Annotated in this window: 19 protein-coding genes and 1 pseudogene; 12 read left to right on the top strand and 8 right to left on the bottom strand. The window is 71.3% G+C overall.

The features are described 5' to 3' along the window. Positions 1-206 precede the first annotated feature (206 nt). Entirely contained in the window at positions 207-1430 is a 1224-nt protein-coding gene (locus ACQEWB_RS15960; protein WP_432831377.1) for a GNAT family N-acetyltransferase, read from the top strand. Between the two features lie 23 nt (positions 1431-1453). Here ACQEWB_RS15960 and cpt read toward each other — a convergent pair whose 3' ends face one another. The 4 genes and pseudogenes from cpt to ACQEWB_RS15940 form a co-directional block, all read right to left on the bottom strand. Next, positions 1454-1993: a chloramphenicol phosphotransferase CPT gene (gene cpt / locus ACQEWB_RS15955; RefSeq protein WP_432831375.1), complete on the bottom strand. Its 540-nt coding sequence runs from the start codon at positions 1991-1993 to the stop codon at positions 1454-1456. A 43-nt stretch (positions 1994-2036) separates the two neighbouring features. Then, positions 2037-2162 (bottom strand): annotated as a pseudogene (locus tag ACQEWB_RS15950) (sulfite exporter TauE/SafE family protein); the annotation flags it as partial. Between the two features lie 227 nt (positions 2163-2389). Continuing rightward, positions 2390-3007, bottom strand: coding sequence for a class F sortase (locus tag ACQEWB_RS15945; RefSeq protein WP_432831373.1), 618 nt, complete (start codon positions 3005-3007; stop codon positions 2390-2392). Between the two features lie 105 nt (positions 3008-3112). After that, a complete protein-coding gene (locus tag ACQEWB_RS15940) occupies positions 3113-3631 on the bottom strand; it encodes a hypothetical protein (RefSeq protein WP_432831371.1) in 519 nt (172 codons plus the stop codon). A 400-nt stretch (positions 3632-4031) separates the two neighbouring features. Between ACQEWB_RS15940 and ACQEWB_RS15935 the strand changes: the two genes are divergently transcribed. After that, a complete protein-coding gene (locus ACQEWB_RS15935; protein ID WP_432831369.1) occupies positions 4032-5420 on the top strand; it encodes an alpha/beta hydrolase-fold protein in 1389 nt (462 codons plus the stop codon). A gap of 30 nt (positions 5421-5450) precedes the next feature. Here ACQEWB_RS15935 and ACQEWB_RS15930 read toward each other — a convergent pair whose 3' ends face one another. After that, complete coding sequence (locus ACQEWB_RS15930; RefSeq protein ID WP_432831367.1) at positions 5451-7103, bottom strand: M4 family metallopeptidase; 1653 nt, start codon at positions 7101-7103, stop codon at positions 5451-5453. Positions 7104-7232: 129 nt separating this feature from the next. Between ACQEWB_RS15930 and ACQEWB_RS15925 the strand changes: the two genes are divergently transcribed. Further along, positions 7233-7658, top strand: coding sequence for a gamma-glutamylcyclotransferase family protein (locus tag ACQEWB_RS15925; protein WP_432831365.1), 426 nt, complete (start codon positions 7233-7235; stop codon positions 7656-7658). 81 nt (positions 7659-7739) lie between these two features. Beyond that, positions 7740-8657, top strand: coding sequence for an intradiol ring-cleavage dioxygenase (locus ACQEWB_RS15920; protein ID WP_432831363.1), 918 nt, complete (start codon positions 7740-7742; stop codon positions 8655-8657). 19 nt (positions 8658-8676) lie between these two features. Here ACQEWB_RS15920 and ACQEWB_RS15915 read toward each other — a convergent pair whose 3' ends face one another. Both ACQEWB_RS15915 and ACQEWB_RS15910 read right to left on the bottom strand, forming a co-directional pair. Next, a complete protein-coding gene (locus tag ACQEWB_RS15915; RefSeq protein ID WP_432831361.1) occupies positions 8677-10740 on the bottom strand; it encodes a glycoside hydrolase family 36 protein in 2064 nt (687 codons plus the stop codon). A gap of 38 nt (positions 10741-10778) precedes the next feature. Beyond that, complete coding sequence (locus tag ACQEWB_RS15910; protein WP_432831359.1) at positions 10779-12869, bottom strand: molybdopterin oxidoreductase family protein; 2091 nt, start codon at positions 12867-12869, stop codon at positions 10779-10781. A gap of 348 nt (positions 12870-13217) precedes the next feature. Between ACQEWB_RS15910 and ACQEWB_RS15905 the strand changes: the two genes are divergently transcribed. From ACQEWB_RS15905 to ACQEWB_RS15895, 3 genes are read left to right on the top strand one after another with little or no spacing between them, the layout of a single operon-like run. Further along, complete coding sequence (locus ACQEWB_RS15905; protein ID WP_432831357.1) at positions 13218-14744, top strand: amino acid adenylation domain-containing protein; 1527 nt, start codon at positions 13218-13220, stop codon at positions 14742-14744. Next, a complete protein-coding gene (locus tag ACQEWB_RS15900) occupies positions 14741-15988 on the top strand; it encodes a hypothetical protein (RefSeq protein ID WP_432831355.1) in 1248 nt (415 codons plus the stop codon). The genes ACQEWB_RS15905 and ACQEWB_RS15900 overlap by 4 nt, the downstream gene beginning before the upstream one ends. Positions 15989-16009: 21 nt before the next feature. Further along, positions 16010-16777, top strand: coding sequence for an enoyl-CoA hydratase-related protein (locus ACQEWB_RS15895; protein ID WP_432831352.1), 768 nt, complete (start codon positions 16010-16012; stop codon positions 16775-16777). Between the two features lie 6 nt (positions 16778-16783). Here the strand turns inward: ACQEWB_RS15895 and ACQEWB_RS15890 are convergent, their stop codons facing one another. Beyond that, the gene (locus tag ACQEWB_RS15890) at positions 16784-17470 is read right to left on the bottom strand and encodes a SanA/YdcF family protein (protein ID WP_432831350.1); all 687 of its coding nucleotides are present in this window, start codon (positions 17468-17470) and stop codon (positions 16784-16786) included. Between the two features lie 213 nt (positions 17471-17683). Here ACQEWB_RS15890 and ACQEWB_RS15885 point away from each other — a divergent pair, with 213 nt between their 5' ends. The 5 genes from ACQEWB_RS15885 to ACQEWB_RS15865 all read left to right on the top strand — a co-directional run bounded on the left by ACQEWB_RS15885 (position 17684) and on the right by ACQEWB_RS15865 (position 24660). Beyond that, on the top strand, positions 17684-18553 hold the full coding sequence (locus ACQEWB_RS15885; protein ID WP_432831348.1) for a sirohydrochlorin chelatase: 870 nt from the start codon (positions 17684-17686) through the stop codon (positions 18551-18553). Between the two features lie 55 nt (positions 18554-18608). Further along, on the top strand, positions 18609-19862 hold the full coding sequence (locus ACQEWB_RS15880) for a deoxyguanosinetriphosphate triphosphohydrolase (protein ID WP_432831346.1): 1254 nt from the start codon (positions 18609-18611) through the stop codon (positions 19860-19862). 167 nt (positions 19863-20029) lie between these two features. Continuing rightward, positions 20030-21295: an NAD(P)/FAD-dependent oxidoreductase gene (locus tag ACQEWB_RS15875; protein WP_432831344.1), complete on the top strand. Its 1266-nt coding sequence runs from the start codon at positions 20030-20032 to the stop codon at positions 21293-21295. 49 nt (positions 21296-21344) lie between these two features. Continuing rightward, positions 21345-23246, top strand: a complete 1902-nt coding sequence (gene dnaG, locus ACQEWB_RS15870) for a DNA primase (protein WP_432831342.1) — start codon at positions 21345-21347, stop codon at positions 23244-23246. A 103-nt stretch (positions 23247-23349) separates the two neighbouring features. Then, complete coding sequence (locus ACQEWB_RS15865; RefSeq protein ID WP_432831340.1) at positions 23350-24660, top strand: RNA polymerase sigma factor; 1311 nt, start codon at positions 23350-23352, stop codon at positions 24658-24660. Positions 24661-24672: the final 12 nt, after the last annotated feature.

Raw genomic sequence — 24672 nt, 5'->3', positions numbered from 1 at the left:
CCGGCATTTCAAAGCCGGCGTCCTCGGCTCTCGCCAGGAAGGCGCGGGCGCGCTGGAGGCCGGGTGTATTCGGGGCGGTGCCACGGGCGCTTGGTCACGATGGTCATCCGTAGCCGTAATTCGCTTGACCAATTCCCGAGCCGAGGCTGCACTGTGCCAGGGCGCTGCGGGGTGTGGTGCCGGGATCATGGGGAGGCAGCCGCAGTATGGAGATCCGTCCTACTACCGACCAGGATCGCGACGTATTCGTCGACACGATGTTCGCCGCGTTCGGGCGTTTCCCGGAAACCCCGGCCGAGGGCGGTGGCGGGGTGTGGTGGGCGGCGCTGGAGATGGACCGTGGTGTGCTCGCCGTGACGGCGGACGGGCGGGCCGTCGGTACTGCGGGGGCGTACTCCTTCGAGCTCACCCTCCCCGGCGACATCCTCGTCCCGGCCCCCGGCGTGACCGCCGTCGGCGTCCTCCCGTCGCACCGGCGTCAGGGCGTGCTCAGCGCGATGATGCGGCATCAGCTCACCGAGCTGCGATCCCGCGGCGAGTTCCTCTCCGTGCTGCTGGCCTCCGAGGCCCTGATCTACCGCAGGTTCGGCTACGGCCCGGCGACCTACACCGCCCGCCTGACGGTGCCACGCCACCGCGCCGCCCTCGCCCTCCCCAGGGCCCGCGGCGCCGCCGACACCCCCGCCACGGGATCGGTGGAGGTACTGCGCCGCGGCGACTGCGGCGAGATCCTCGAAGAGGTCTACGACCGTTACCGCCGCGCCCAGCCCGGCGCGCTGTCCCGGCCGCACCGCTGGTGGGAGCTCGGCGCGGGGCAGCCGCCCATCGCCCCGGCGCAGCGTTACGTCGCCGTCCACCGTGACTCCGACGGCGTCCCGGACGGATACGCCAGCTACTCGCTCGACGACTCCAACACCCTGACCGTCGACGAGACCATCGCCACCGACGACGCCGTGTCCACGGCCCTGGCCCGGTTCGTCCTCGGACACGACCTGGTCGCTCAGGTCGTGTTCAAGCACTGCCCGCCCGACCACCCCCTGCGCTGGCAGCTCACGGACTTCCGCGCCGGCGAGGTCGGCGGCGACATGGACTGGCTCTGGGTACGGCTGCTGGACATCCCGCGCGCGCTCACCGCCCGCGGCTGGTTCACGGACGGCGAGCTCGTCCTGGACGTGACCGACCCGTTCCTCGGCGAACACGGCCGCTATCTGCTGACCGTCCGCGACAACAAGGCCGAGTGCGTTCCCACGGACCGCGACCCCGACCTCTCCCTGGACGTGACCGACCTGGGCTCGGTCTACCTCGGCGGCACCACCCCGAGCACCCTCGTACGCGCCGGTCACATCCACGCCCACCACCCGGACGCGGCCACCCTCGCCGACGACCTCTTCCGCACCGCCCGCGCCCCGCACTGCCTGCACTGGTTCTGACGCCGGTCGGGAGCGGGCGGCGATCACCCCTCCGGAGGCCCGCTCACGACAGCCGCCGCGATCGTCCGCGCGCAGTCCAGGGCCTCCGTGTGGGTGGTGTCCACTTCTACGTCGTAACGCACACCCTGGTGGACAAGGCCCGCCTGCTTCTCCGCCATGCCGCTCGGCCGGTCGCCGCGGACGATCTCGCGGCCCGCCGCCACCGCGGCCTCGCAGTGCACGCCGACCCACAGGACGTCCAGGCCGGACAGGGGCTCGCGCCAGCGGTCCTGGGACCTCGCGCCGCCGAGGAAGACATCGTCGACGACGATCCGGGCGCCCGCGCGGGCCGTCGCCGCGACGCCCTGGCGCCAGGCCGACTCCAGTCGGCCGAACTCCGGGCCCACGTGCACCCCGCCGTCCGGCGAGACGAGTTCGGCCCGCATGGACACGGGCAGCGAGTCGATCAGGCCGTCGATGCCGAAGGCCAGCCACGGGTCCGGCAGCACCGCCTGGAGGCAGCGCACGATCCCTGACTTGCCCGAGCTGGAGCCGCCGTTGAGCACGATCACCTGAGTCGTCACGCGGTCACAGTAGGGGAACGGGGATGCGGGGCCCCACTCGTTTTCAGGCGAGCCACTGCCCGTACGCCAGGTTCGCCACCAGCGCGAACACCACCGTCAGCAGCACGACGCGGACGAAGCCGCTGCCCTTCTTCAGCGCGGCGCGGGCGCCCAGGGTGCCGCCCGCGAGGCCGATGCGGACGGCCAGGCGTACGTCGATCGAGGTCCTACGGCTGTACTCCTCCACTGCCTGAAAGGCGTGGGAGGTGCCCGCATCCGCCCTGCCGCGAGGGCCGCGGCACGGAAGATGACGCCCATGGTCAGCGATATGTCGGGCATGATCGCGACCCTAGGGACGGGGTGCGTGTGCCGTCCATGTATTTGGGGGAGTTCTGAGGCTCGCCGGGAGCCCCTCGCTCAGCGGCTCCCGGTCAGGTGCGCGAAGACGACCACGTTCCCCTGATAACCGGTCGACCGCGAATAGCCGCCCCCGCAGGTGATCACCCGCAGCTCCGCCCGCCCCGCCGCCCCGTACACCTTCTCGTCCGGGAAGTGCTTCGCGTCGTACACCTCGACCGCGTCCACCGTGAACAGGGCCACGCTTCCGTCGCGCCGGTCCACCGTGATGCCGCTGCCCTTCTTCAGGGCTCCCAGGTCGTAGAAGACGGCGGGGCCGTCGGCGTTGTCGACATGGCCCGCGACGATCGCGGTGCCGCGCTCACCCGGGGTCGTGCCGGCCTCGTACCAGCCCGCGAGATTCTTCTTCTCGGCGGGTGGGACGTCGAGGCTGCCGGTGGGGGTGAGGCGGAGGCCCATGAGGGGGGCGTTCACCCCGATCGACGGGATGTGGACGCGGTCCGGCGGGGAGGGCGGCAGAGCGGGGGCCGAGCGGGCGTCGGCGTGGCCCGTGCGGGCCTGGGCAGCCGTCGGCTGCGGTGGGGCGTGCGTGTCGGCGCCGCTGCCCAGCAGCCACGCGCCGGTGCACAGGGCGACCACAGTGACGGCCCCTGTGGCGGTGTTGCCCAACCTGTGCATACCAGCCTCCTGAAGTGACCCGGTCCCCCTCCGGGCCGCGAGGGGCGTCGGGCCCGGAGGGGGAGGGACATGCGGTACCGGCGGACGGACAGCGGAGGGTGTCCGTCAGATCCCGTCGCCTCTCGCCCGGCGATGCAGGAGCCAGGTACCGCCCGCGGCGGCGACGGCGAGAGCCGCCACGCCGGCCGCGGTCTGCACGGGGTCGGGGCCCATCACGCCACCGACCCCCGTCTTCACACTTCCGCGGGGAACCTGTCCGCGCTCCGCGGTCAGCGTCACCACCAGGTCGCCGGAAACCTCCTTGTCGCCCTCCGCGCACTGCGCGACGATCTCGTACGTCCCCGGCTGCGCGCTCGGCGGCACCCTGAACTGCCCGATCGCGTCGCCCTCGTGCGTACTGGGCGCCAGCGTGAACGAGCCCGCGCCGACCGCGCCGGCGTCGCCCGTCGCCGTACCGTCGTCCCCGCACGCCGCGGTGTTCACCGTGACCTGGCCGCCCGGCACGGCGGAGGACGGGAACACCTCCAGGCTGCCGGTGTCGTCGGCGTACGCGGGCGCGGCGACGAACCCCGCGGCTGCGACGGCGAGCGCGGTACCGGTCAGCAGACGGGCGGTACGTCGCATCGATGCTCCTTCGAGCGTTCTCGGTGTCCCCTGCCCTTCCGAGGAAAGTCCCGCGGGGCCGACCGCGCTTCCTGAGGGTGTGTCAGAAATGTGCTGAATGGGTGTCAGGACGGCGGGTACGGGGCCTGCCCGGGGGAGTTTCAGCAGGTCACTGGCGTACGGCGGCCTGCCGGGCAAGAGAACCCGAAGGGCGCACGGCGCACGTGTGAACGGGTGACCCGGCGCTCGCTCGGGCGGATCGGGCCCGCCCCCGCGACGACCGGTGAATACCCTGAATTCCCTGTGAATAACTCCATCGGATAACAGGGAACTCTCAGCGCGGCCACGTAATACGGAAGACCGGTGCAAGAAGGCCACCTAAATCAAGGACACGGCCGAACTTTCCGAAAGGCGTTGAACAATGGGTACGCGACGGGCTTTTCTCGCGCAGGTCATGGGGGCGACGGTGGCGGTGGCGGCGGGGGCGACCGCCTGCGATTCCGGCTCCGGCGATTCCGGCTCCAGTACCGGTTCCGGGGACGGCCACATCAAGAGCGCGACCGCGATCACCCAGGTCTACGGCGACGGCCAGAAATTCATCGCCGTGGCGCTGGAGTACGACTCGGCCATCGACACCTCGAAGCTGTCGAAGTCGTCCTTCAAGGTCGACGGCCGGACCGTCACCAAGGTCTACGCCAACACCGGCGCCGCACTCGCCGACCAGGGCCGTGACGGCAGGTACGTCATCGTCGAGCTCTCGCCCGACGACAGCAGCGCGCTGCTGTGGGGCAACGAGAGCGGTGGCGGGACGGGGACGGGGCAGGCCTCCGGCTCCGCGTCGAGCGGTGCCGCAGGCGGCGGCCCGAAGGTGGGCCAGAAAGGCACGGCCAAGGGCGCCGACAAGGCGAAGGGCACCGTCACGAGTACGGGCAGTGTCACGACCACCGGCGGCTCGACCTACGCCGGCGGCAGCACCGAGCTCGCCACCGGCAAGCAGGTGAACCTGATCGTCGACGACTTCGAGCAGCTGTCGTACAAGGACCCGAAGACCGGCAAGACGCTGCCGTACAACCTGTTCGTTCCCGAGGACTACGACGAGAGCAGGAAGTACCCCCTCGTCCTGTTCATGCACGACGCCAGCGTGGTCAGCACCGTCACCACGGCGACGCTCGTGCAGGGGCTCGGCGCGGTGGTCTGGGCGAGCCCGGAGGAGCAGGCGAAGCGGCCGGCGTTCGTCCTCGCACCCCAGTACCCGGAGGTGGTCGTCGGCGACGACTACAAGCCGACGGCGTACTTCGACGCCACCGCCCACCTGGTCCAGGAGTTGACGGGCAAGTACAGCATCGACGCCGACCGGGTGTACTCGACGGGCCAGTCCATGGGCGCGATGATGACGCTCGGCCTGAACATCAAGTACCCGGATCTGTTCGGGGCTTCGTGGGTCGTCGCCGGTCAGTGGCCGTCCTCCCAGGCCGCCCCGCTCGCGAAGAAGAACCTCTTCGTCACCGTCTCGCAGGGCGACACCAAGGCGTACCCCGGCGAGAACGCGATCATGTCCGTGATCGAGAAGGAGGGGACGAAGGTGAGCCGCGCGACCTGGAACGGCAAGTCCACGGCCGCGCAGTTCACCAAGGACGTCGACGCGATCACCGCGAAGGGCACGGCGGTCAACTACGTCACGTTCGAGAAGGGAACCACCCTCACCGCGGAGTCCAAGAAGAAGTTCGGCACCGTCGAGCACAACTCGACCTGGCCGATCGCCTACACGATCGAGGGCGTCAGGGAGTGGATCTTCCAGCAGCGGAAGTGATCCACCCCCTCAACACCTGCTCCCGGGCTGTCAGTTCACGTTGACCGCGCTCCAGGCCGCCGCCACCGCGTTGTACTCCGTGCTCCCGGCCCCGTACAGGTCCTTCGCCGCGTTCAGCGTGGCCGTCCGGGCCCCCGCGTAGTTCGTCGAGGACGTCATGTAGACCGTCAGTGCCCGGTACCAGATGGCGCCCAGCTTGGCCCGGCCGATGCCGGTGACCGTGGAGCCGTTGTACGTCGGGGAGTTGTAGCTGACGCCGTTGATGGTCTTGGCGCCGCTGCCCTCGGCGAGGAGGTACGCGAAGTGGTTGGCCACGCCGGAGGAGTAGTGGACGTCGAGGTTGCCGACCGAACTGCTCCAGTAGTCGGCGGAGTTGCCGTCCTTGGACGGCTTGTCCATGTAGCGCAGGGCGTCCCGGCCGAAGCCGGACTTCACGATCTTCTCGCCGATCAGGTAGTCCCCGGGGTCGGAGGAGTTGTCGGCGTACCACTCCACGAGGGTGCCGAGAATGTCGGAGGTGGCTTCGTTCAGGCCGCCGGACTCGCCCGAGTAGGTCAGGGCCGCCGTCTTCGACGTCACACCGTGGGTCATCTCGTGCCCGGCCACGTCCAGCGACACCAACGGCCCGAAGGTCGTCCCGTCACCGTCGCCGTACGTCATGCAGAAGCAACTGTCGTCCCAGAAGGCGTTGTTGTACTTGTTGCCGTAGTGGACGCGGTTGTACGAGCCCTTGCCGTCGCCCGCGATGCCGCTGCGGCCGAAGGTGTTCTTGTAGAAGTCCCAGGTGACGTCCGTGCCGTACTGGGCGTCCACGGCCGCAGTGGCCCGGTCCGAAGTCGCCCCCGTGCCCCAGTGGTTGTCGGCGTCGGTGAACACCGTCGAGGGGGCGCGGCTGATGCAGATGCTGGTCAGGAAGCACAGGTCGGTCTTGTTCGCCGCGTCACCCGTGTACGTGTTCCCGCGCGTCGGGTCCTTCAGCTGGTACGTCGATCCGGAGAGCGTCGTCTCCAGCGGAACCGTGCCGCTGTAAAGGGAGTTGCCGTCGCCGGACGCCGTCTCGATGTCGTCCCAGGCGTCGATCTGCGCGCCGGTCCGGGCGTCCGTGATGACGGTACGGGCGACCGGGTTGCCGAGCGTGTCCTGCGCCGCGGCCTGGGTCCGCCAGGCCAGCTTCGGCGTACCGTGCAGGGCGTCGACGACCAGCTGGGGCTTGGCCGTCAGCTTCTTCAGCGTCTCGCCGAGGTTCACCGCGCGCAGGGCGTTCGCGGCGAGGTCGGCGGCCTTGGGGGCCGATATGGAGGGGACGATCGAGGCGAGGGATATCTCGCCCCTCGTCGCCCGGTTCGAGCTGCGGTAGGTGCCGTTCGGGGTCAGGTGGACCACGAAGTCGCCGCCCAGGACCGGGAGTTGACGGTACGTCCGGTCGTAGCGGACGTGCTGGGTGCCGTCCTTGTCGACGATCACGTCACGGACCGAGGTGCCCTCCGTGGAGGTGAGTCCGAGAGCGGCGGCGTGCGAGAGCAGGGCCTCGGCCGCGTTGGCGATCGCGTTGCTTCTGGTGGGTCGGTCGGCCGCCTGGGCGGCCGGGGTGAGAGCGGAGGCCAGCAGGGCGGCGGTGGTTGCGGCCACACCGGCGGCGGCGAGACGACGGGAACCTCGGACGTCGATCCGTATCCGACTCATCGATCTCCTCGATAGGGCGCCAACGGGCGCGTGGGGACGGCGTTGGTGTTGACCAAGATTTAAGGGGCCATGACATGTCGAGGTCCATAGGAAGTACGCGGAAGTATGTGAAGAGAGAGAATCGTTTTTGTGAGTCCCCAGCTGCCCTTCTTCGTCTACGGCACCCTCCGCCCCGGCGAGGTCAACCACGACCTCTTCCTGCGCGGCCGCACCCGGTCCGAGGAACCGGCCCGGATGAGCGGGCTCGTGCTGTACGAGGGTCCCGGCTATCCGTACGCCGTCGAGGAACCGGGCGGCGGAGGCGCCGTCCACGGCGAGCTCGTCACCGCACTGCCCGAGCGGTACGAGGAGTTGCTCGTCGCCCTCGACCGGCTGGAGGACTACGCGCCGGGCGATCCGCGGAACTTGTACGAGCGGGTCGAGCGCGAGGTGACCCGCGAGACCGACGGCGGCCCCGTACGGGCCTGGGTGTACACAGCCGCCGCTTCCGTCGCGACCCGGCTGCGTGCCCATGGCCGCCCGATCGGCGGCGGCGACTGGCTGGTCCGGCGCTGAGTCGCCGGCGGTGGGCCGTGCGGGCGACCCCTGCCGTGCGGCACCCGGGCCGCCCCGCGGGCCCCTGCCTACCCTCCCGCCATGACCGACAGGGATCAACTCAGCAGGCGGCGCGCCCTCGCCCTCGGCGGCACCACCGCCGGGGCCGTCCTGGGACTCGGGCTCACCTCGTGCTCCTCCGACGACTCCGGCGACTCGACCGACTCCGGCGCGGCCGCCTCGGACGCCGCCTCGCCCGCCGCCGACTCCTCCGACCTGTGCGTGCTCAACTCGAGCGTCACCCAAGGCCCGTACTACCTGGACGGCGCGCTGTTCCGGAAGGACATCACCGAGGGCAAGAAGGGCGTCCCGCTCACCGTGAAGCTGACGGTGCGCGACCAGACCGAGTCCTGCGACCCCGTCAAGGACGCCGCCGTCGAGATCTGGCACTGCGACGCCTGGGGCTACTACTCCGGCTACACCACCGCCAACCCCGGCGGCAGCGCGCCCAAGGAGAGCGAGGACACCAGCGGCGCGAACGACAAGACGTATCTGCGCGGCTACCAGACCACGGACGGCAAGGGGGTCGTCGAGTTCACGACGATCTACCCCGGCTGGTACACCCCGCGCGCCACCCACATCCACGTCAAGGTGCACACCGGCGGCAAGAAGGCCGACGACACCTACGAGGGCGGCAAGGTCAACTGGACCGGCCAGCTCTTCTTCGACGACAAGTACGGCGACGAGGTCTACAGGACCGAGCCGTACAGCGAGCACACCGGCACGGTCACCAAGCTCGACGACGACATGGTGTACGGCGGAGGCGGGGCCAAGGACGGCCTGATGACGATCACCGGCTCGGTGAAGAACGGTTTCACCGGCACGCTGACCGTCGGCATCGACCCCGACAAGGAGAACACCGGCGCGGGCACGGGAGGCGGCGGCAGCCGGCCACCCGGCGGCAACGGCAGCAAGCCCCCGGAGCCGCCGAGCGGCACACCGAGCGCCTCCGCCACATGAGCCGGGCCCGCGGCCCTCGCTAGCCGATCCGCACCAGCACCATCGCCGGCGCCTGAGGCAACCGCACCCGCAGCGCGCCGGCCTCGCCGTCCCACTCCACCTCCGTACCCGGCAACCCCGCCGCCGGATGCAGCACCTCGGCCCGTACGCCGTCCAGCTCCGCCAAGTGCGGTACGGGCAAGGTCAGTTCGGGCTCCCCCTCCCGCCGCCAAACCGACAGACAGGTCGCGCCCCCGACCGGCGCCCGCAGCCCCAGCGCGATCCATCCATCCGTCCAGCCGGGCAGCCCGAGCGGCCAGAAGGGGAGCGCGCCCGGCAGGTCGGGCCGGATCTTCTTGTACGTGTCCAACGCGGCCCGCACCAACCCGAGCTGACGCTCCGTCATCCGGTCCAGGTGACCGGAGAGATGGACCCGCCCCAGCAGCGCCGTACCGACCGCGAAGTCGATCTCCGCGTCGGTGAACTCCGGTTGGGGGTACGCCCACACCGCGCCCTGCTCCGGCGGTACGGCCGTCGGCGCCGCCGCCGCGATCGGCGGATACCGCACCGGGTCCTGCTGGTCGGAGGTCGACTGGAGCTGGGTGACGGACGTGGACGCCCCGTCCATCCGCATCCCGCCCGACGCACAGTTCTCGATGACCAGGCCGGGATGCCGGTCGAGGACGGCGGAGAGCCAGCTCCGCCACGCCCGCGTGTGGTCGAGGAGCCCCGGCGCCGAGGTCGTGATGTTGTAGTCCAGCTTCAGATAGCCCACGCCCCACTCGCCGACGATCCGGTCGACCGTCCCGTCGAGGTGGGCGCGGGCCGCCGGATGGGTCAAGTCCAGCTGGTGGCGGCCCTGTTCGGTGACCCGGGCGCCGTCCGCGTGCCGCAGGAAGGCGTCCGGCGGCAGCTGGTCGGCGACCGGACTGCGGACGCCGACCACCTCCGGCTCCAGCCACAGCCCCGGCACCATCCCGCGCTCCCGGATCCGCCCCAGCACCTCCCCGATACCGCCCGGGAAGCGCCGTGCGGACGGCTGCCAGGCGCCGACGCTGTCCCACCAGCCGCCGTCCGTCGTGTCGTCGTACCAGCCGGCGTCCACACAGAAGTACTCGGCGCCCGCGGCCGCCGCCGCGTCGATCAGCGGGAGCAGTCTGCCGGTGGTGGGGTCGCCCATCAGGGTGTTCATGTAGTCGTTGAAGATCACGGGCAGGTGCTCGTGGTCCCGGTGCGGGCGGCGGAGGCGGCGGCGGTATGTCGTCAGGGCGGCGAGTGCGTCGTCGAAGTCGTCGCCGAGGGCCAGGGCGGCGTATTCCGTGGTGAACGGTTGGACGCCGGGTTCCAGTACGGGCTGTACGCCGTGGTCGTCCGACGTCGGCCCGCCCAGCGCGAGGTACGTGTGCCCGGCCACCTCGCCCGCGTCCCACGCCCACCCCGCCGACGACTCGATCTGCCACAGCCAACTCCGCCCGTCCGTACGGTCGGTGAGTGCCCCCATGGCCAGGTGCCCGTCCGTGGGCCAGCTTCCGCGGCTCGTCGACCGCAGCCGCGCCCCCGAGTCCTGGCCGTGGACGTCCCGGCCGATGTCGGGAACGTGCTCGCGCAGCGGCTCGGTGTACCAACGGCACTCCGCGAGCCAGTCGTTGCGCGCCCGGTGCACGTCCAGCACATCGGGCGAGGGCAGCCCGCCGAGCAGCAGACTGCCGGCCGCGCGGATGGTCACCGGCCCGTCGCCGTCCTGGTGGACGCGGAGCCGGGAGCGCAGGACGGGTACGCCGTCGGGTGACGAGTACTCGACGATGACGGTCAACCGGTCCTTGGGCGCCACGAGTTGGACGGCCAGGTGATGCCAGCCGTCGCCGTAGGTGGCACGGTGGCCGCGATACAGAAGCTGCGGCCCGAGCGCCGTACCCCCGAAACGCGTGCTCGACCGGCCCGGGCCGGCGCCCGTCAGCGTCAGGTCGGCCAGGGGCAGCTCTGTCGGCGGGGGTTTCGGTTCGCCCGGGCGGGTCAGCCGCAACCGGCCGCCCGCCGGGTCGAAGTCGAAGTCGGCGATGAGCGCGGAGTGGCCCCAGCGGTAGCCGTAGTCGTCCTCAGCCATAGTGACACCACCCTATGGCGCGAACGCCCGTACAACCCCTAGGACTTGACAGTCTCGAGCCGCACCGCGCACGCCTTGAACTCCGGCATCCGCGAGGTCGGGTCCAGGGCCGGGTTGGTGAGGGTGTTGGCGCGGCCCTCGCCCGGCCAGTGGAAGGGCATGAAGACGGTGTCGGGGCGGATGGCGGTGGTGATGCGGGCGGGGGCGACGGCCCGTCCGCGCCGGGAGACCACGGCGACCGGGTCGCCCTCCGTCGCCCCGAGCCGTGCCGCGAGGCGGGGGTGCAGCTCCACGAAGGGGCCCGGCGCGGCGGCGTTCAGCTCGTCGACGCGGCGGGTCTGGGCGCCGGACTGGTACTGGGCGACGACCCGGCCGGTGGTGAGCAGGACGGGGTACTCGTCGTCGGGTTCCTCGGCGGTCGCCCGGTGCGACACGGGGGTGAAGCGGGCCCGGCCGTCCGGGGTGGCGAAGCGGTCGAGGAAGAGGCGGGGGGTGCCGGGGTGCGCTTCCTCACCAGGTGCCGCCTCCGGTGTCGGGCACGGCCAGAACACGCCGTTCTCCTCGGCGAGTCGGCGGTAGGTGATCCCGGAGTAGTCCGCGATCCCGCCCGCGCTGGCCCGGCGCAGTTCCTCGAAGACCTCCTCCGGGTCGGTGGGGAAGCCCTTCTCCACGCCGAGCCGGCCGGCCAGCTCGTGCATGACCTCCAGGTCGCTGCGGACGCCGTCCGGAGGGGTGATCGCGCGGCGGCGGAGGAGGACGCGGCCCTCGAGGTTGGTGGTGGTGCCGGTCTCCTCGGCCCACTGGGTCACGGGGAGTACAACGTCGGCGTGAGCTGCGGTTTCGGACAGTACTATGTCACATACCACAAGGAGGTCGAGGGCCTTGAAGCGCTCCTCGATGTGCCCCGCCCGCGGCGCCGACACCACCGGGTTCGACCCCATCAGCAACAGCGACCTGATGTCGCTCCCCAGCGCGTCCAGCAGCTCGTAGGCGCTCCGCCCCGGCCCCGGCAGACTGTCCGGATCCACCCCCCACACCTCGGCCACATGCCGCCGCGCGGCCGGATCGTCCAGCTTCCGGTACCCCGGCAACTGGTCGGCCTTCTGCCCGTGTTCCCGCCCGCCCTGCCCGTTCCCCTGCCCGGTCAGGCAGCCGTATCCGCTGAGTGGCCGTCCGGCCCGTCCGGTCGCCAGGCACAGGTTGATCCACGCGCCCACCGTGTCCGTGCCCTTGGACTGCTGCTCGGGTCCGCGCGCGGTCAGCACCATCGCGTTCTCCGGCTCGCAGAACAGCCGTACCGCCTCCCGGAGTTGGGGCACGGACACGCCGGTGATCCGCTCCACGTACTCCGGCCAGTGCGCCATCGCCGCGGCCCGCGCGTCCTCCCAGCCGGCGGTGCGCTCGGCGACGTACTCCTCGTCGACCCGCCCCTCGGCGACGACCAGGTGCAGCAGGCCGAGCGCGAGGGCGAGATCCGTGCCGGGGCGCGGCGCCAGGTGCAGGTCGGCCTGCTCGGCCGTCCTCGTCCGGCGCGGGTCGACGACGATCAGGGTGCCGCCGTTCTCCTTGAGTTCGTTGAAGAAGCGCAGTGACGGCGGCATGGTCTCGGCGAGGTTCGAGCCGACCAGGATCACGCAGCCCGTCTTCGGGATGTCCTCCAGCGGGAAGGGCAGACCGCGGTCGAGACCGAAGGCCTTCGTGCCGGCCGCCGCGGCCGAGGACATGCAGAAGCGCCCGTTGTAGTCGATCTGCGAGGTGCCGAGCACGACTCGGGCGAACTTGCCGAGCGTGTACGCCTTCTCGTTCGTCAGTCCGCCGCCGCCGAACACCCCGACCGCGTCCGCCCCGTGCTCCGCACGCGTACGACGGAACCCCTCGGCGATCCGGTCCAGTGCCTCGTCCCAGGTGGCGGGCACCAGCGTGCCCTCGGAGCGCACCAACGGGGAGGTCAGGCGCACCCGGGACGAGAGCACGGCCGGCGCCGTGCGGCCCTTGCCGCACAGCGCACCCCGGTTCACCGGGAAATCGGCGCGCTCGCTCACCTCGACCGTGCCGCCGGGTACGGGCGTCAGGTTCATCCCGCACTGCAGGGCGCAGTAGGGGCAGTGGGTGGGCGTCGCGGTGTTCATGCCGTTCAGCGTGGGTCGGGCGTGTTACGTGCGGGGCCGCCCCTTGTTACGCGGGCTTGACGGCGGCCTCCCGGCGGATCACCGGAGACGGTGAGGCGCGCACCTGCCCACCCACGAGTCGCCGCCGGATGGTGCGGGAGTTGCCTCTGATGTGAAAGACGCCACATGTGGCTCATTCCGTAGCGTGAATGGCCGAGCACGCGTTGTTGAGAGTTGAAGAGCCGAGGCCGCACCCTGGCTGCCGCATGACTCCGCACGGCGTTCGACACACCGGGCATGCCCGCCGCTCATCCCGGACCGGCACACAGCGCATCTCGACACTCGAAACAGCCAGGAGGTCTCCCCACCATGCCCCTGCGCCACTTAACCCCCCACGACCAGCACCTTTTCCAGCGATACGGCCGCGGGCCCACCGTTCCCGTCCCGGACCCGCTCGTCCACCACGCCTTCGAGCGGCACGCCGCGGCCGCCCCGCACGCGGTCGCCGCCGAGCATCTGGGCGCGACGATCACCTACGGCGAACTCGACCGGTACGCCGACGCGCTCGCCGCCCGGCTGGTCCGCGAGGGCGTACGGCCCGGCGACCACGTCGGCCTCTTCGTCCGCCGCTCGATCCCGATGCTGGTCGGCCTGCTCGGCATCCTGAAGGCGGGCGCCGCCTACGTCCCGCAGGACATCGGCCTCGCGCCCCCGGCCCAGCTCGCCCACGTCATCCGCGCCGCCCGCACCCGCGTGATCCTCACCCTCGCCGACCACGCCTCCAGCGTCCCGCTGCCACCCGGGCACACCCTGATCGCCCTCGACACCGAGCCCCTACCGCGCACCCCCGGCCCGCGCCCGGCGCTGCACCCCGACGACGGCTGCTACGTCCTGTTCACCTCGGGCACCACCGGCCGCCCCAACGGTGTGAAGGTCACCCACCGCACCGTCGCCAACATCCTCCTCACCGCCCCCGGCGACCTCGGCATCCGCCCCGGCGACCGGGTGGCCCAACTCCTCAACATCGCTTTCGACATGGCAAGTTGGGAGATCCTCGGCTGCCTCGCCCACGGCGGCACCCTGGTCGTCCGCGGCAAGGACATCGCGGCGGCGGCCCGCACGGCGGACGTCATCGTGGCGACCCCGACCGTCCTGTCCGGCATCGACCCGGCGGCCTGCCCGCACGTCCGCACGGTCGCCGTGGCCGGCGAACCCTGCCCGCGCCCGCTCGCCGACAGCTGGGCGGCACGAGCGGCGGCCTTCTACAACTGCTGCGGCCCCACGGAGACGACCATCGTCAACACGATGCGCCGCCACGACCCGGCCGCCCCGCTCCTCACCATCGGCCGCCCCACCCCCAACAACACGGTGTACGTCCTCGACGCAGACCTCCGCCCGCTCCCGATCGGCGAGGTCGGCGAGATGTGGGCGGGCGGCGACTGCGTCTCGGCCGGATACCTCGCCAACGACCGCCTGAACGCAGAGCGTTACGCCCCCGATCCCTTCCTCGGCCCCGGCCACCGCATGTTCCGCACCCGCGACCTCGGCCGCTGGACCGCCGACGGCGAGCTGGAGCACCTCGGCCGCACCGACGACCAGGTCAAGGTCCGCGGCTTCCGTGTCGAACTCGACTCCGTCTCCTCGGTGTTGGAGTCGGTGCCGGGCTGCGTCCGCGCGGTCACCCTGAAACGCGACGCCCGCAGCCTGGTCTCCTTCGTCTGCCCGGCCGACGTAGACCCGGACGCGGCCCGCCGCGCGGTGGCCGACGCCCTGCCCTACTACTGCGTACCGGCGGAGGTCCTGCCCCTCGCCTTCCTCCCCGAGACGGACCGCGGCAAGATCGACAAACCGGCGCTGCTGAGACTCGCCGAGGAGCGCACGGCGGTGGCCCGATGACGACGGCACCCACCCGGCAGACGGCCGCCCTGCCCCCGCTGACCTCCGCGCCCCGCCGCCTCCTCAAGCACCCGCGCCTGATGCACTACAACCGGCTGGCGGGCCTGGTGATCGCCACCAACCTGGCCTTCCTGTACACCAGTTGGCGACCGGGCACGGAAACCCTCGCCCACGCCTCCCTCGCCAACCTGGCCCTCGCCGTCCTGGTCCGCCAGCAGTACGTCGTCAACCTCCTCTTCAGGCTGGCGACTTGGCCACCGACGAGCTGGCCGCTCAGGATCCGCTGGACGCTCGGCAAGGTCTACCACTTCGGCGGCCTGCACGTGGGCGGGGCGCTCGCCGGAGCGGCCTGGTTCCTGGCCCTGACGATCAGCACACCCAACACCCCTCTGGCCGCCGTCGGTTGGACCCTCACAGGACTGCTGGCGCTCATCATCGCCACCGCCCTGCCCCCCTTCCGCTCCCGCCACCACGACCACTTCGAGAAGATCCACCGCTACGGTGGCTGGACCGCCCTGGCCCTCTTCTGGACGCACACCCTGCTCTCCGGCGCGGGCCCGCTCTCCGTCGCCGTCCTGGCCGTGGCCACCTTCAGCGTCGCCCTGCCCTGGTTACGGCTGCGCAAGGTCCCCGTCCGCCTCGAACGCCCGTCCCCGCACGTGGTGCTGGCCCGCTTCGACCACGGCGAGACCCCCTTCGCCGGCTCCTCGACCGCGATCAGCCGCAGCCCGCTGAAGGAGTGGCACTCCTTCGCCAACGTCCCGGCCCCTGGTGAGCCCGGCTTCCGGCTCACCATCTCCCGGGCCGGCGACTGGACCGGCGCCTTCATCGACGACCTCCCGCCGCGCGTCTGGGTCAAGGGCATCACCACGGCCGGGGTCGCCAACATCGAGACCCTGTTCACGAAGGTGGTCTACGTGGCGACCGGCAGCGGCATCGGCCCCTGTCTGCCCCACCTGCTCGCCGCCGAGGTCCCCTCCCGCCTGGTCTGGGCGACCCGTGAGCCCCGCACGACCTACGGCGACGCCCTGGTCGACGAGATCCTCGCCGTCCAGCCGGACGCCCTGGTCTGGGACACCTCCCGACACGGCAAGCCCGACATGGTCCGCCTCGCGTACCAGGCCTACCGCGAGTTCGGGGCCGAGGCGGTCATCTGCATCTCCAACAAGAAGCTGACCTGGCAGGTCGTGCACGGACTGGAGCGACGGGGGATTCCGGCGTACGGCGCGATCTGGGACTCGTAACTCGGCGTACTGGAGGGGAAGATGAACAACCTCAAGATCGAGCGGGACGGCCGTGTCGTGACCGTCCGCCTGCACCGGCCGCACGTCCGGAACGCGCTCAACGGCGAGCTGCTGGCCGAACTCCTCGAAGTCCTGGGCGAATTGGACGCGGACGCCGAGGTCGGCTGCTTCGTCGTCACCGGCTCGGAACGGGTCTTCGCGGCCGGCGCCGACATCAAGGAGATGGCGCCGAAGACGGCCGTCGAGATGGTGACGGAGGACTGCTTCGGGGCCTGGGAGGCCTTCGCGGACCTCCGCACCCCGAAGATCGCGGCCGTCAACGGGCCCGCCCTGGGCGGCGGTTGTGAGCTGGCGATGATGTGCGACCTGGTGATCGCGGGGGAGTCGGCGGTCTTCGGGCAGCCGGAGATCAAGCTGGGCGTGATCCCCGGCATCGGCGGCACCCAGCGGCTGACCCGCCTGGTCGGCCGGGCCAAGGCGATGGACCTGGTCCTCACCGGCCGCACGATGGACGCACGGGAGGCGGAGCGCTCCGGCCTGGTGTCGAGGGTCGTACCGGACGAACGCGTCCTCCCCGAGGCCCTGGCGGCCGCGGCCACCGTCGCCGCGTACGGCCGCACCGCGGTCCGCGCCGCCCGCGAGTGCGTCGACCGCGCCCTGGAGACCGGCCTGCGCGACGGCATCCGCTTCGAACGGCGCGTCTTCCACGCCCTGTTCGCGACCCACGACCAGAAGGAGGGCATGACGGCGTTCCTGGAGAAACGCGCCCCGCGCTTCACCGGTCGCTAGCCGGTCTCACCGCGCACCCGCTAGCGCCTTCGCGACCCCCGGTTCCTGCGGCCCGAGGAACCGGGGATCCGGATGGAACAGGACGTCCAGCGCCGCCTTGCCCGCCGCGAAGATCTCCCGAGTGCCCCCGTAGTACCAGGTCACGTCGTGCTTGGCGTCGACCCCGATGCCGTACGACGTGACCCCCGCCGCCTCACACAGCGCGACCGCGCGCCGGATGTGGAAGCCCTGGCTGATCAGCACGGCCCGGTCGACGCCGAAGATCTTCTTGGCGCGCACGCAGGAGTCCCAGGTGTCGAACCCGGCGTAGTCGCTGACGATCCGCGCCCCCGGCACCCCGTGCTTCGTCAGATACGTGCGCATCGCATCCGGCTCGTCATAGTCCTTGCGGCTGTTGTCCCCGGTCACCAGCACGACCTTGATCCGGCCCGCGCGATACAGCTCGGCCGCCGCGTTCAGCCGGTTGGCGAGATACGGCGAGGGCTCGCCGTCCCACAGACCCGCGCCGAAGACAACGGCGACCTCGGTGCGCGGCGCGTCCGCCGTCGTACGCAACCGGTCGCCCGTCGACACGTACATCCAGGTCGCCGGAAGCAGGGCGAGCACGCACCCGGCCATCACGGCCTGCACCAGCCGCCGCTGCCCGGTACGGGTGCGTGGCAGGCGCGGTCTGCGCAGCTTGGGTCGGCGCATCGGACGGTCCCCCTCTTCGGCCTCGTTCGACATCCAGAGACGTCCTGTCAGCCGATCCGGTTCGGTGCACGATACGTGACCAGCTTCACCCTCCGCCATGAAACCGCAGGTCACGCCACCTCACAGACCCCTCACACCCCACCGTGAACCGCCGGAAAACCCTCGTCATTCTCATGCAACGGGGAGGCAACCTGGCGCCGCGACCATCGGTGCATGACGGACAGTACGGCGCACCTCATGAACCAGATCGGCAGCCAGCTCGCCAGCCAGCTGAGCCTGATCTCCCTCAACGGCCGGCGACGCCCCGGCGGCCCCGCCCTGGTCGTCGTGGCCCACGGCAGCCGCGACCCGCGCGCCCTGCGCACCGTCCGCAAGCTCCTGGACCGGGTCCGCGAGCAGCGCCCCGCTCTCCAGGTCCACCTGGGCCACATCGAACTGAACGCCCCCCTGCTCCCCGACACCCTGGAGTCCCTCGGCACCCAGGAGGCGATCCTGGTCCCCCTCCTCCTCAGCCGCGGCTACCACATCAAGCGGGACATCCCCGAGATGGCCGCGGAATCACGGGTACACGCGCGCGTGGCCGGCGCCCTGGGCCCCCACCCCTTCCTCGTGGACGCCCTCGAGTCCCGCCTGATCGAGGCGGGCTGGCGCACGAGGATGGACGAGAAGACGCGGCGGGGGAGCGCGGTGGTCCTGGCGGCAGCTGGCTCCCGAGACCCCGAGTCCAAGGTCGACACCAACCGCACAGCCCAGCTGCTCGCCGACCGCCTGGGCGTCCCGGTGGTCCCGGCCTACGCGACGACGGCGGCCCCGACGGTCCAGGACGCCATCGATTCCTTGAAGGAAAGGGGTTTCCACCGAGTAGCAGTGGCCTCCTACTTCACGGCTCCCGGCCGCTTCGCAACGGAGTGCGCTGAAAAGGCCCCATGGATAGCATCGGCCCCCCTGGGCACGCACGAGGCGATGGCGAAGTTGCTCCTCCACCGCTACGACCAGGCACTTGCAATGCCGTTGCTGAAGGATGCCCTAAGGGGCGCGGGGAACTGCGCGACCGGCCACAACGCACCCGCACTCGCCATCTGACCGAACCCACCCGCCCAGTAGGCGGATTGTCACCCCCTGCCCGTACTGTCAAGACATGCCGTACGACGCGCAGTCAACAGAACGCTGGGCCCCAGAACCCGACAAACGCCCCGGCCGCACCGCCTTCCAACGCGACCGCGCCCGAGTACTGCACTCCGCAGCCCTGCGAAGGCTCGCCGGCAAAACCCAGGTGGTCACCCCGGGAACCCGCACCCAGGCGTGGGACGCCACCCCCCGCACCCGCCTCACCCACTCCCTGGAGTGCGCCCAGGTCGGCCGGGAACTCGGCGCGGCCCTCGGCTGCGACCCCGACCTCGTAGAAGCCGCCTGCCTCTCCCACGACCTCGGCCATCCCCCCTTCGGTCACAACGGCGAACAGGCCCTGAACGAGTTCGCCCAGGACTGCGGCGGCTTCGAGGGCAACGCCCAGTCGCTCAGACTCCTCACCCGCATCGAACCCAAACGGTTCACCCCGGAGGGCTCGGTGGGCCTCAACCTCACCCGAGCCGCCCTGGACGCGGCCACCAAGTACCCCTGGCCGAGAGGCGCCCACCCCACCGACCCGGCGTCCAACAAGTTCGGCGTCTACGAGGACGACCGCCCCGTCTTCGACTGGGTCCGCAAGGACGCCCCCGGCACCCGCACCACCTTCGAGGCCCAGGTCATGGACTGGTCCGACGACGTGGCGTACTCCGTGCACGACGTGGAGGACGGCCTGCACGCGGGCCACATCGACCCCAACTACCTGCACGCCGAACCGGAACGCGAGGAGGTCTTCGCGGTCGCCCTCGGCCGTTACGTCCCCGCGGACACCGACCCGGCGGAGCTCGCCGCCGCCCTGGACCGGCTCCAGGACCAGGAATGGTGGCCGCACGGCTACGACGGGACGGCCGTCGCGCAGGCCCGCCTCAAGGACGCCACCAGCCAGCTCATCGGCCGCTTCTGCCTGGCCGCCGAGACCGCCACCCGCGCGAGGTACGGCACGGGGCGCCTCACGAGGTACGACGCCGAACTCGTCGTACCGCACGAGGCCCGTCTCGAGTGCGCGGTCCTCAAGGCCGTGGCCGACCGGTACGTGATGCAGCGCGCCGAGCAGGAGCGGCTGCGGGCCGATCAGCGGGTCGTGGTGGCCGAACTCGCGCAGGCGCTCACCGCGCGTGCTCCCGACGGCCTCGACCCCCAGTTCCGCGCGCTGTTCGACCAGGCCGGGGACGACCGCGCCCGCAAGCGGGTGATCGTCGACCAGATCGCCTCGCTCACCGACGCCTCCGCCCGCTCGCTTCACCGGCGTCTGACGGGGCACACGTGAGACGGAAGGAGCGCGCGTGACGGAAAACGCGCCCGAATGTGACCCTCCGTGGCCTGATCGGGCCACTCCCTCTTCCCCCATCACGCTCCGTGCGGGACGCTCGCATGTGGCGGCACCGCTGTGTTCTCTGAGGGGACACCCCTCAGACACCCCGTAGGAGGCATGAAGTGGTCGACGCGGATCAGACATTCGTCATCGTCGGAGGAGGGCTCGCCGGTGCGAAGGCGGCCGAGACGCTCCGAGCGGAGGGCTTCAGCGGCCGCGTGATACTGATCTGCGACGAGCGCGACCACCCGTACGAGCGCCCTCCGCTCTCCAAGGGCTACCTGCTGGGCAAGGAGGAGCGCGACAGCGTCTTCGTCCACGAGCCCGCCTGGTACGCGCAGAACGACATCGAGCTGCACCTCGGCGAGACCGTCGACGCCATCGACCGCGAGGCGAAGACGGTCCGCTTCGGCGAGGACGGCACGCTCGTCCGTTACGACAAGCTCCTGATCGCGACCGGCGCCGAGCCGCGCCGCCTCGACATCCCGGGCACCGACCTCGCGGGAGTCCACCACCTGCGCCGGCTCGCGCACGCCGAGCGGCTCAAGGGCGTGCTCGCCGCGCTCGGCCGGGACAACGGGCACATCGTGATCGCCGGGGCCGGCTGGATCGGCCTGGAGGTCGCGGCCGCGGCCCGGGAGTACGGCGCCGAGGTCACCGTCGTCGAGCCGCTCCAGACCCCGCTGCACGCCGTCCTCGGCCCCGAGCTCGGCGGCCTCTTCGCCGAACTGCACCGCGACCACGGCGTCCGCTTCCACTTCGGCGCCCGGCTGACCGAGATCGTCGGCCAGGACGGCATGGTCCTCGCCGCCCGCACCGACGACGGCGAGGAGCACCCCGCGCACGACGTCCTCGCCGCGATCGGCGCGGCCCCGCGCATCGGGCTCGCGGAGGCGGCGGGCCTGGAGATCGCCGACCGGGAGTACGGCGGCGGGATCGTGGTCGACGACCGGCTGCGCACCTCCGACCCCGACATCCACGCGGCCGGTGACGTGGTCTCCTTCCCGCACGCCCTGTTCGACACCCGGCTGCGCGTCGAGCACTGGGCCAACGCCCTCAACGGCGGCCCGGCGGCGGCCCGCGCGATGCTCGGCAAGGACGTCACGTACGACCGCGTGCCGTATTTCTTCTCCGACCAGTACGACCTCGGTATGGAGTACTCGGGCTGGGCGCCCCCGGGTTCCTACGACGAAGTGGTGATCCGGGGGGACGCGGGCAAGCGTCAGTTCATCGCCTTCTGGATCAGGGACGGACGGGTGCTGGCCGGGATGAACGTGAACGTGTGGGACGTCACGGAGCCCATCCAGAAGCTGATCCGCTCCAAGGCACCGGTGAACACGGAGTCGCTGGCGGACCCGCACGTTCCGCTCGACAGCCTCGTCCCGTAGCCGACAGCCACGTCCCGGAGGTGTCAGTCCGCCACCGTAGAATTCACGCGTGGCAGGACGGATCAACGACGAGGACGTGAAGGCGGTACGGGACGCGGTCCCGATCGACGCCGTGGTGTCCGAGTACCTCCAGCTGCGCAACGCGGGCGGCGGCAACCTCAAGGGCCTCTGTCCGTTCCACGACGAGAAGTCGCCGTCCTTCCAGGTCAGCCCGAGCAAGGGACTCTTCCACTGCTTCGGCTGCCAGGAGGGCGGCGACACCATCACGTTCGTGATGAAGGTCGACCACCTCACCTTCTCCGAGTCGGTCGAGCGCCTCGCCGCCCAGGCGGGCATCACGCTGCGGTACGAGGAGGGCGGCTACAACCCCGCCCACCAGCGCGGCGAGCGGATCCGCCTGGTCGAGGCGCACAAGATCGCCGCCGACTGGTACGTCGAGCAGCTCGCGGTGAGCCCGGAGGCCGACGCCGGCCGTCAGTTCCTCGCCGAGCGCGGCTTCGACCAGGCCGCCGCCCAGCACTTCTCCGTCGGCTACAGCCCCCAGGGCTGGGACCACCTCACCCGCTTCCTGCGCGGCAAGGGCTTCACCGACAAGGAGCTGATCCTCTCCGGCCTCGCCCAGGAGGGCCGCCGCGGCCCCATCGACCGCTTCCGCGGCCGCCTGATGTGGCCGATCCGCGACATCGGCGGCGACGTCGTCGGCTTCGGCGCACGCAAGCTCTACGAGGCGGACAACGGCCCCAAGTACCTCAACACGCCCGACACGCCGATCTACCGGAAGTCCCAGGTCCTGTACGGCATCGACCTCGCGAAGAAGGACATCGCCAAGGTCTCCCGCGCGGTCGTGGTCGAGGGTTACACGGACGTCATGGCCTGCCACCTCGCCGGTGTCACCACCGCCATCGCGACCTGCGGCACGGCCTTCGGCGGCGACCACATCAAGATCCTGCGCCGCCTGCTCATGGACAACGGCTCGGCCCGCGTCATCTTCACCTTCGACGGCGACGCGGCCGGCCAGAAGGCGGCCCTGCGCGCCTTCGAGGACGACCAGAAGTTCGCCGCCGAGACGTACATCGCCATCGCCCCCGACGGCATGGACCCCTGCGAACTCCGGCTCGCCAAGGGCGACGAGGCGGTCGCCGACCTCGTCGAACCCCGCACCCCGCTCTTCGAGTTCGCGCTGCGCCAGATCGTCGTCCGCTACGACCTCGACACCCCCGCGGGGCGCGCGTCGGCCCTCGACGAGGCGGCCCCCATCGTCGCCCGCATCAAGAACAGCGGCGCCCAGCACGAGGTCGCCGTCCAGCTCGCCGGCATGCTCGGCATCCTGGACACCCAGTTCGTCGTCAAGCGCGTTGCCCAGCTGGCCCGTTGGACCCGCGAACGCGGCGGCAAGGGCCCGGCCCCCACCGGCCGCGGCCCCCAGCAGTACGACGCCGCCCCGCGCCCCAGCGCCCCCGGCCCCGCCCTCAACCTCCGCAACCCCGTCTACGCCACCGAGCGCGAGCTGCTCAAACTCGCCCTCCAGCGCCCGGAGCTGGTCTCCCCGGCCTTCGACGCGTACGGCGTCGACGAGTTCACCGCCGTGCCCTACGCCGCCGTACGCCTGGCGATCATCGAGGCGGGCGGCGCCGAGTACGGCCTCCAGGACTCGCAGGACTACCTCGTCCGGGTCCGCGAGGCCGCCCCGGACGACTCGGTCCGAGCCATGGTCACCGAGCTCGCCGTCGAGGCGATCATGCGCCGCACGGTCGACGAGCACTACGCCGGCGACCAGCTCGTGACCGTCCGCCGCCGCGCCGTGGAGCGCCGGATCACCGACATCCAGTCCCAGCTGACCCGCCTCTCGGCCGGCGGCGACCCCGCCCAGCTGGCCGCCGTACAGAACGAGTTGTGGGTGTTGCAGCAGTACGACCAGGCCCTCCGGGCGCACGGAGCCGCTGCTCTCTGAGCACATCCGTACGGCACGGTAACCGCGCGGTCACGGCCCGATTGCAAAAAGTCACCGCACGCCCCTCGTGGCGACGATGTGTCGTACTCCACACTGGGTTCCGGTGCCTGAGTCCTCGGAGCGCGGCCGATCCGTCCCACACGGGTCCCACACCCCCGCGGTTCCGCTCATCGCGTACGGGACGGACAGCGGCGTGGCCGCCGACTCCGCCCCCAAAGCAGCGCTGCCGCTCCGCTCAGCAGCGATCATCCTGGAGGTCGCCCCCGTGCAGACCCAGACCCTGACCCAGACCGACATCAGTACCGACGGCACGGAGCCGGACGCCGAGACCGACGTCCTGGTCGCGGTCCCGCCGCAGACCCGTGTCGTGCACCACCCCGAGGCGGACCCGGTGGAACCCGAGGACCCGCCCGAGCCGGCCGAACCGCCCGCCGAGGCGCTGGAGGCCCCGGAGGACCCCGAGCCGGTGGCCCCGCCGCGGGCCCGCGCAGCCGACACCGGCAGCCCGTCCTCCGACCTGTTCCGCCAGTACCTGCGTGAGATCGGCCGGATCCCGCTGCTCACCGCGGCCGAGGAGGTCGAGCTCGCCCGCCGCGTCGAGGCCGGCCTGTTCGCCGAGGAGCGGCTCGGCACCGCGCCGGACCTGGACAGCCAGCTCGCCCTCGACCTGGACCGCCTCGTCGTCATGGGCCGGATGGCCAAGCGCCGCCTCATCGAGGCGAACCTGCGGCTGGTGGTCTCCGTGGCGAAGCGGTACGTCGGCCGTGGCCTGACCATGCTCGACCTGGTCCAGGAGGGAAACCTGGGCCTGATCCGTGCCGTCGAGAAGTTCGACTACGCCCGCGGCTACAAGTTCTCCACGTACGCCACCTGGTGGATCCGCCAGGCCATGTCCCGGGCCCTCGCCGACCAGGCCCGGACGATCCGGGTCCCGGTGCACGTCGTGGAGCTGATCAACCGGGTCGTGCGCGTGCAGCGCCGCATGTTGCAGGAACGCGGCTACGAGCCGACGCCGGAGGAGGTGGCCGCCCACCTCGAACTTCCGCCCGAGCGGGTGAGTGAGGTGCTGCGGCTGGCGCAGGAGCCGGTCTCCCTGCACGCGCCGGTGGGCGAGGAAGACGATGTGGCTCTCGGCGACCTGATCGAGGACGGTGACGCGACGTCACCTGTGGAGTCAGCGGCGTTTCTGCTGCTGCGGGAGCACCTCGAGGCCGTGCTCTCCACCCTGGGGGAGCGGGAGCGGAAGGTCGTTCAGCTGCGGTACGGGCTGGTCGACGGGCGTCCGCGCACGCTGGAGGAGATCGGGCGGATCTTCGGGGTGACCCGGGAGCGGATAAGGCAGATCGAGTCGAAGACGCTCAACAAGCTGCGGGATCACGCGTTCGCGGATCAGCTGAGGGGATACCTGGACTGAGGAAGGGGCCGT

The organism is Streptomyces sp. CA-249302 (assembly GCF_050936785.1).
Lineage (GTDB): Bacteria > Actinomycetota > Actinomycetes > Streptomycetales > Streptomycetaceae > Streptomyces.
The sequence above is the reverse complement of the archived record's forward strand: the minus strand, read 5'-3'. Positions and strand labels throughout refer to the sequence as shown.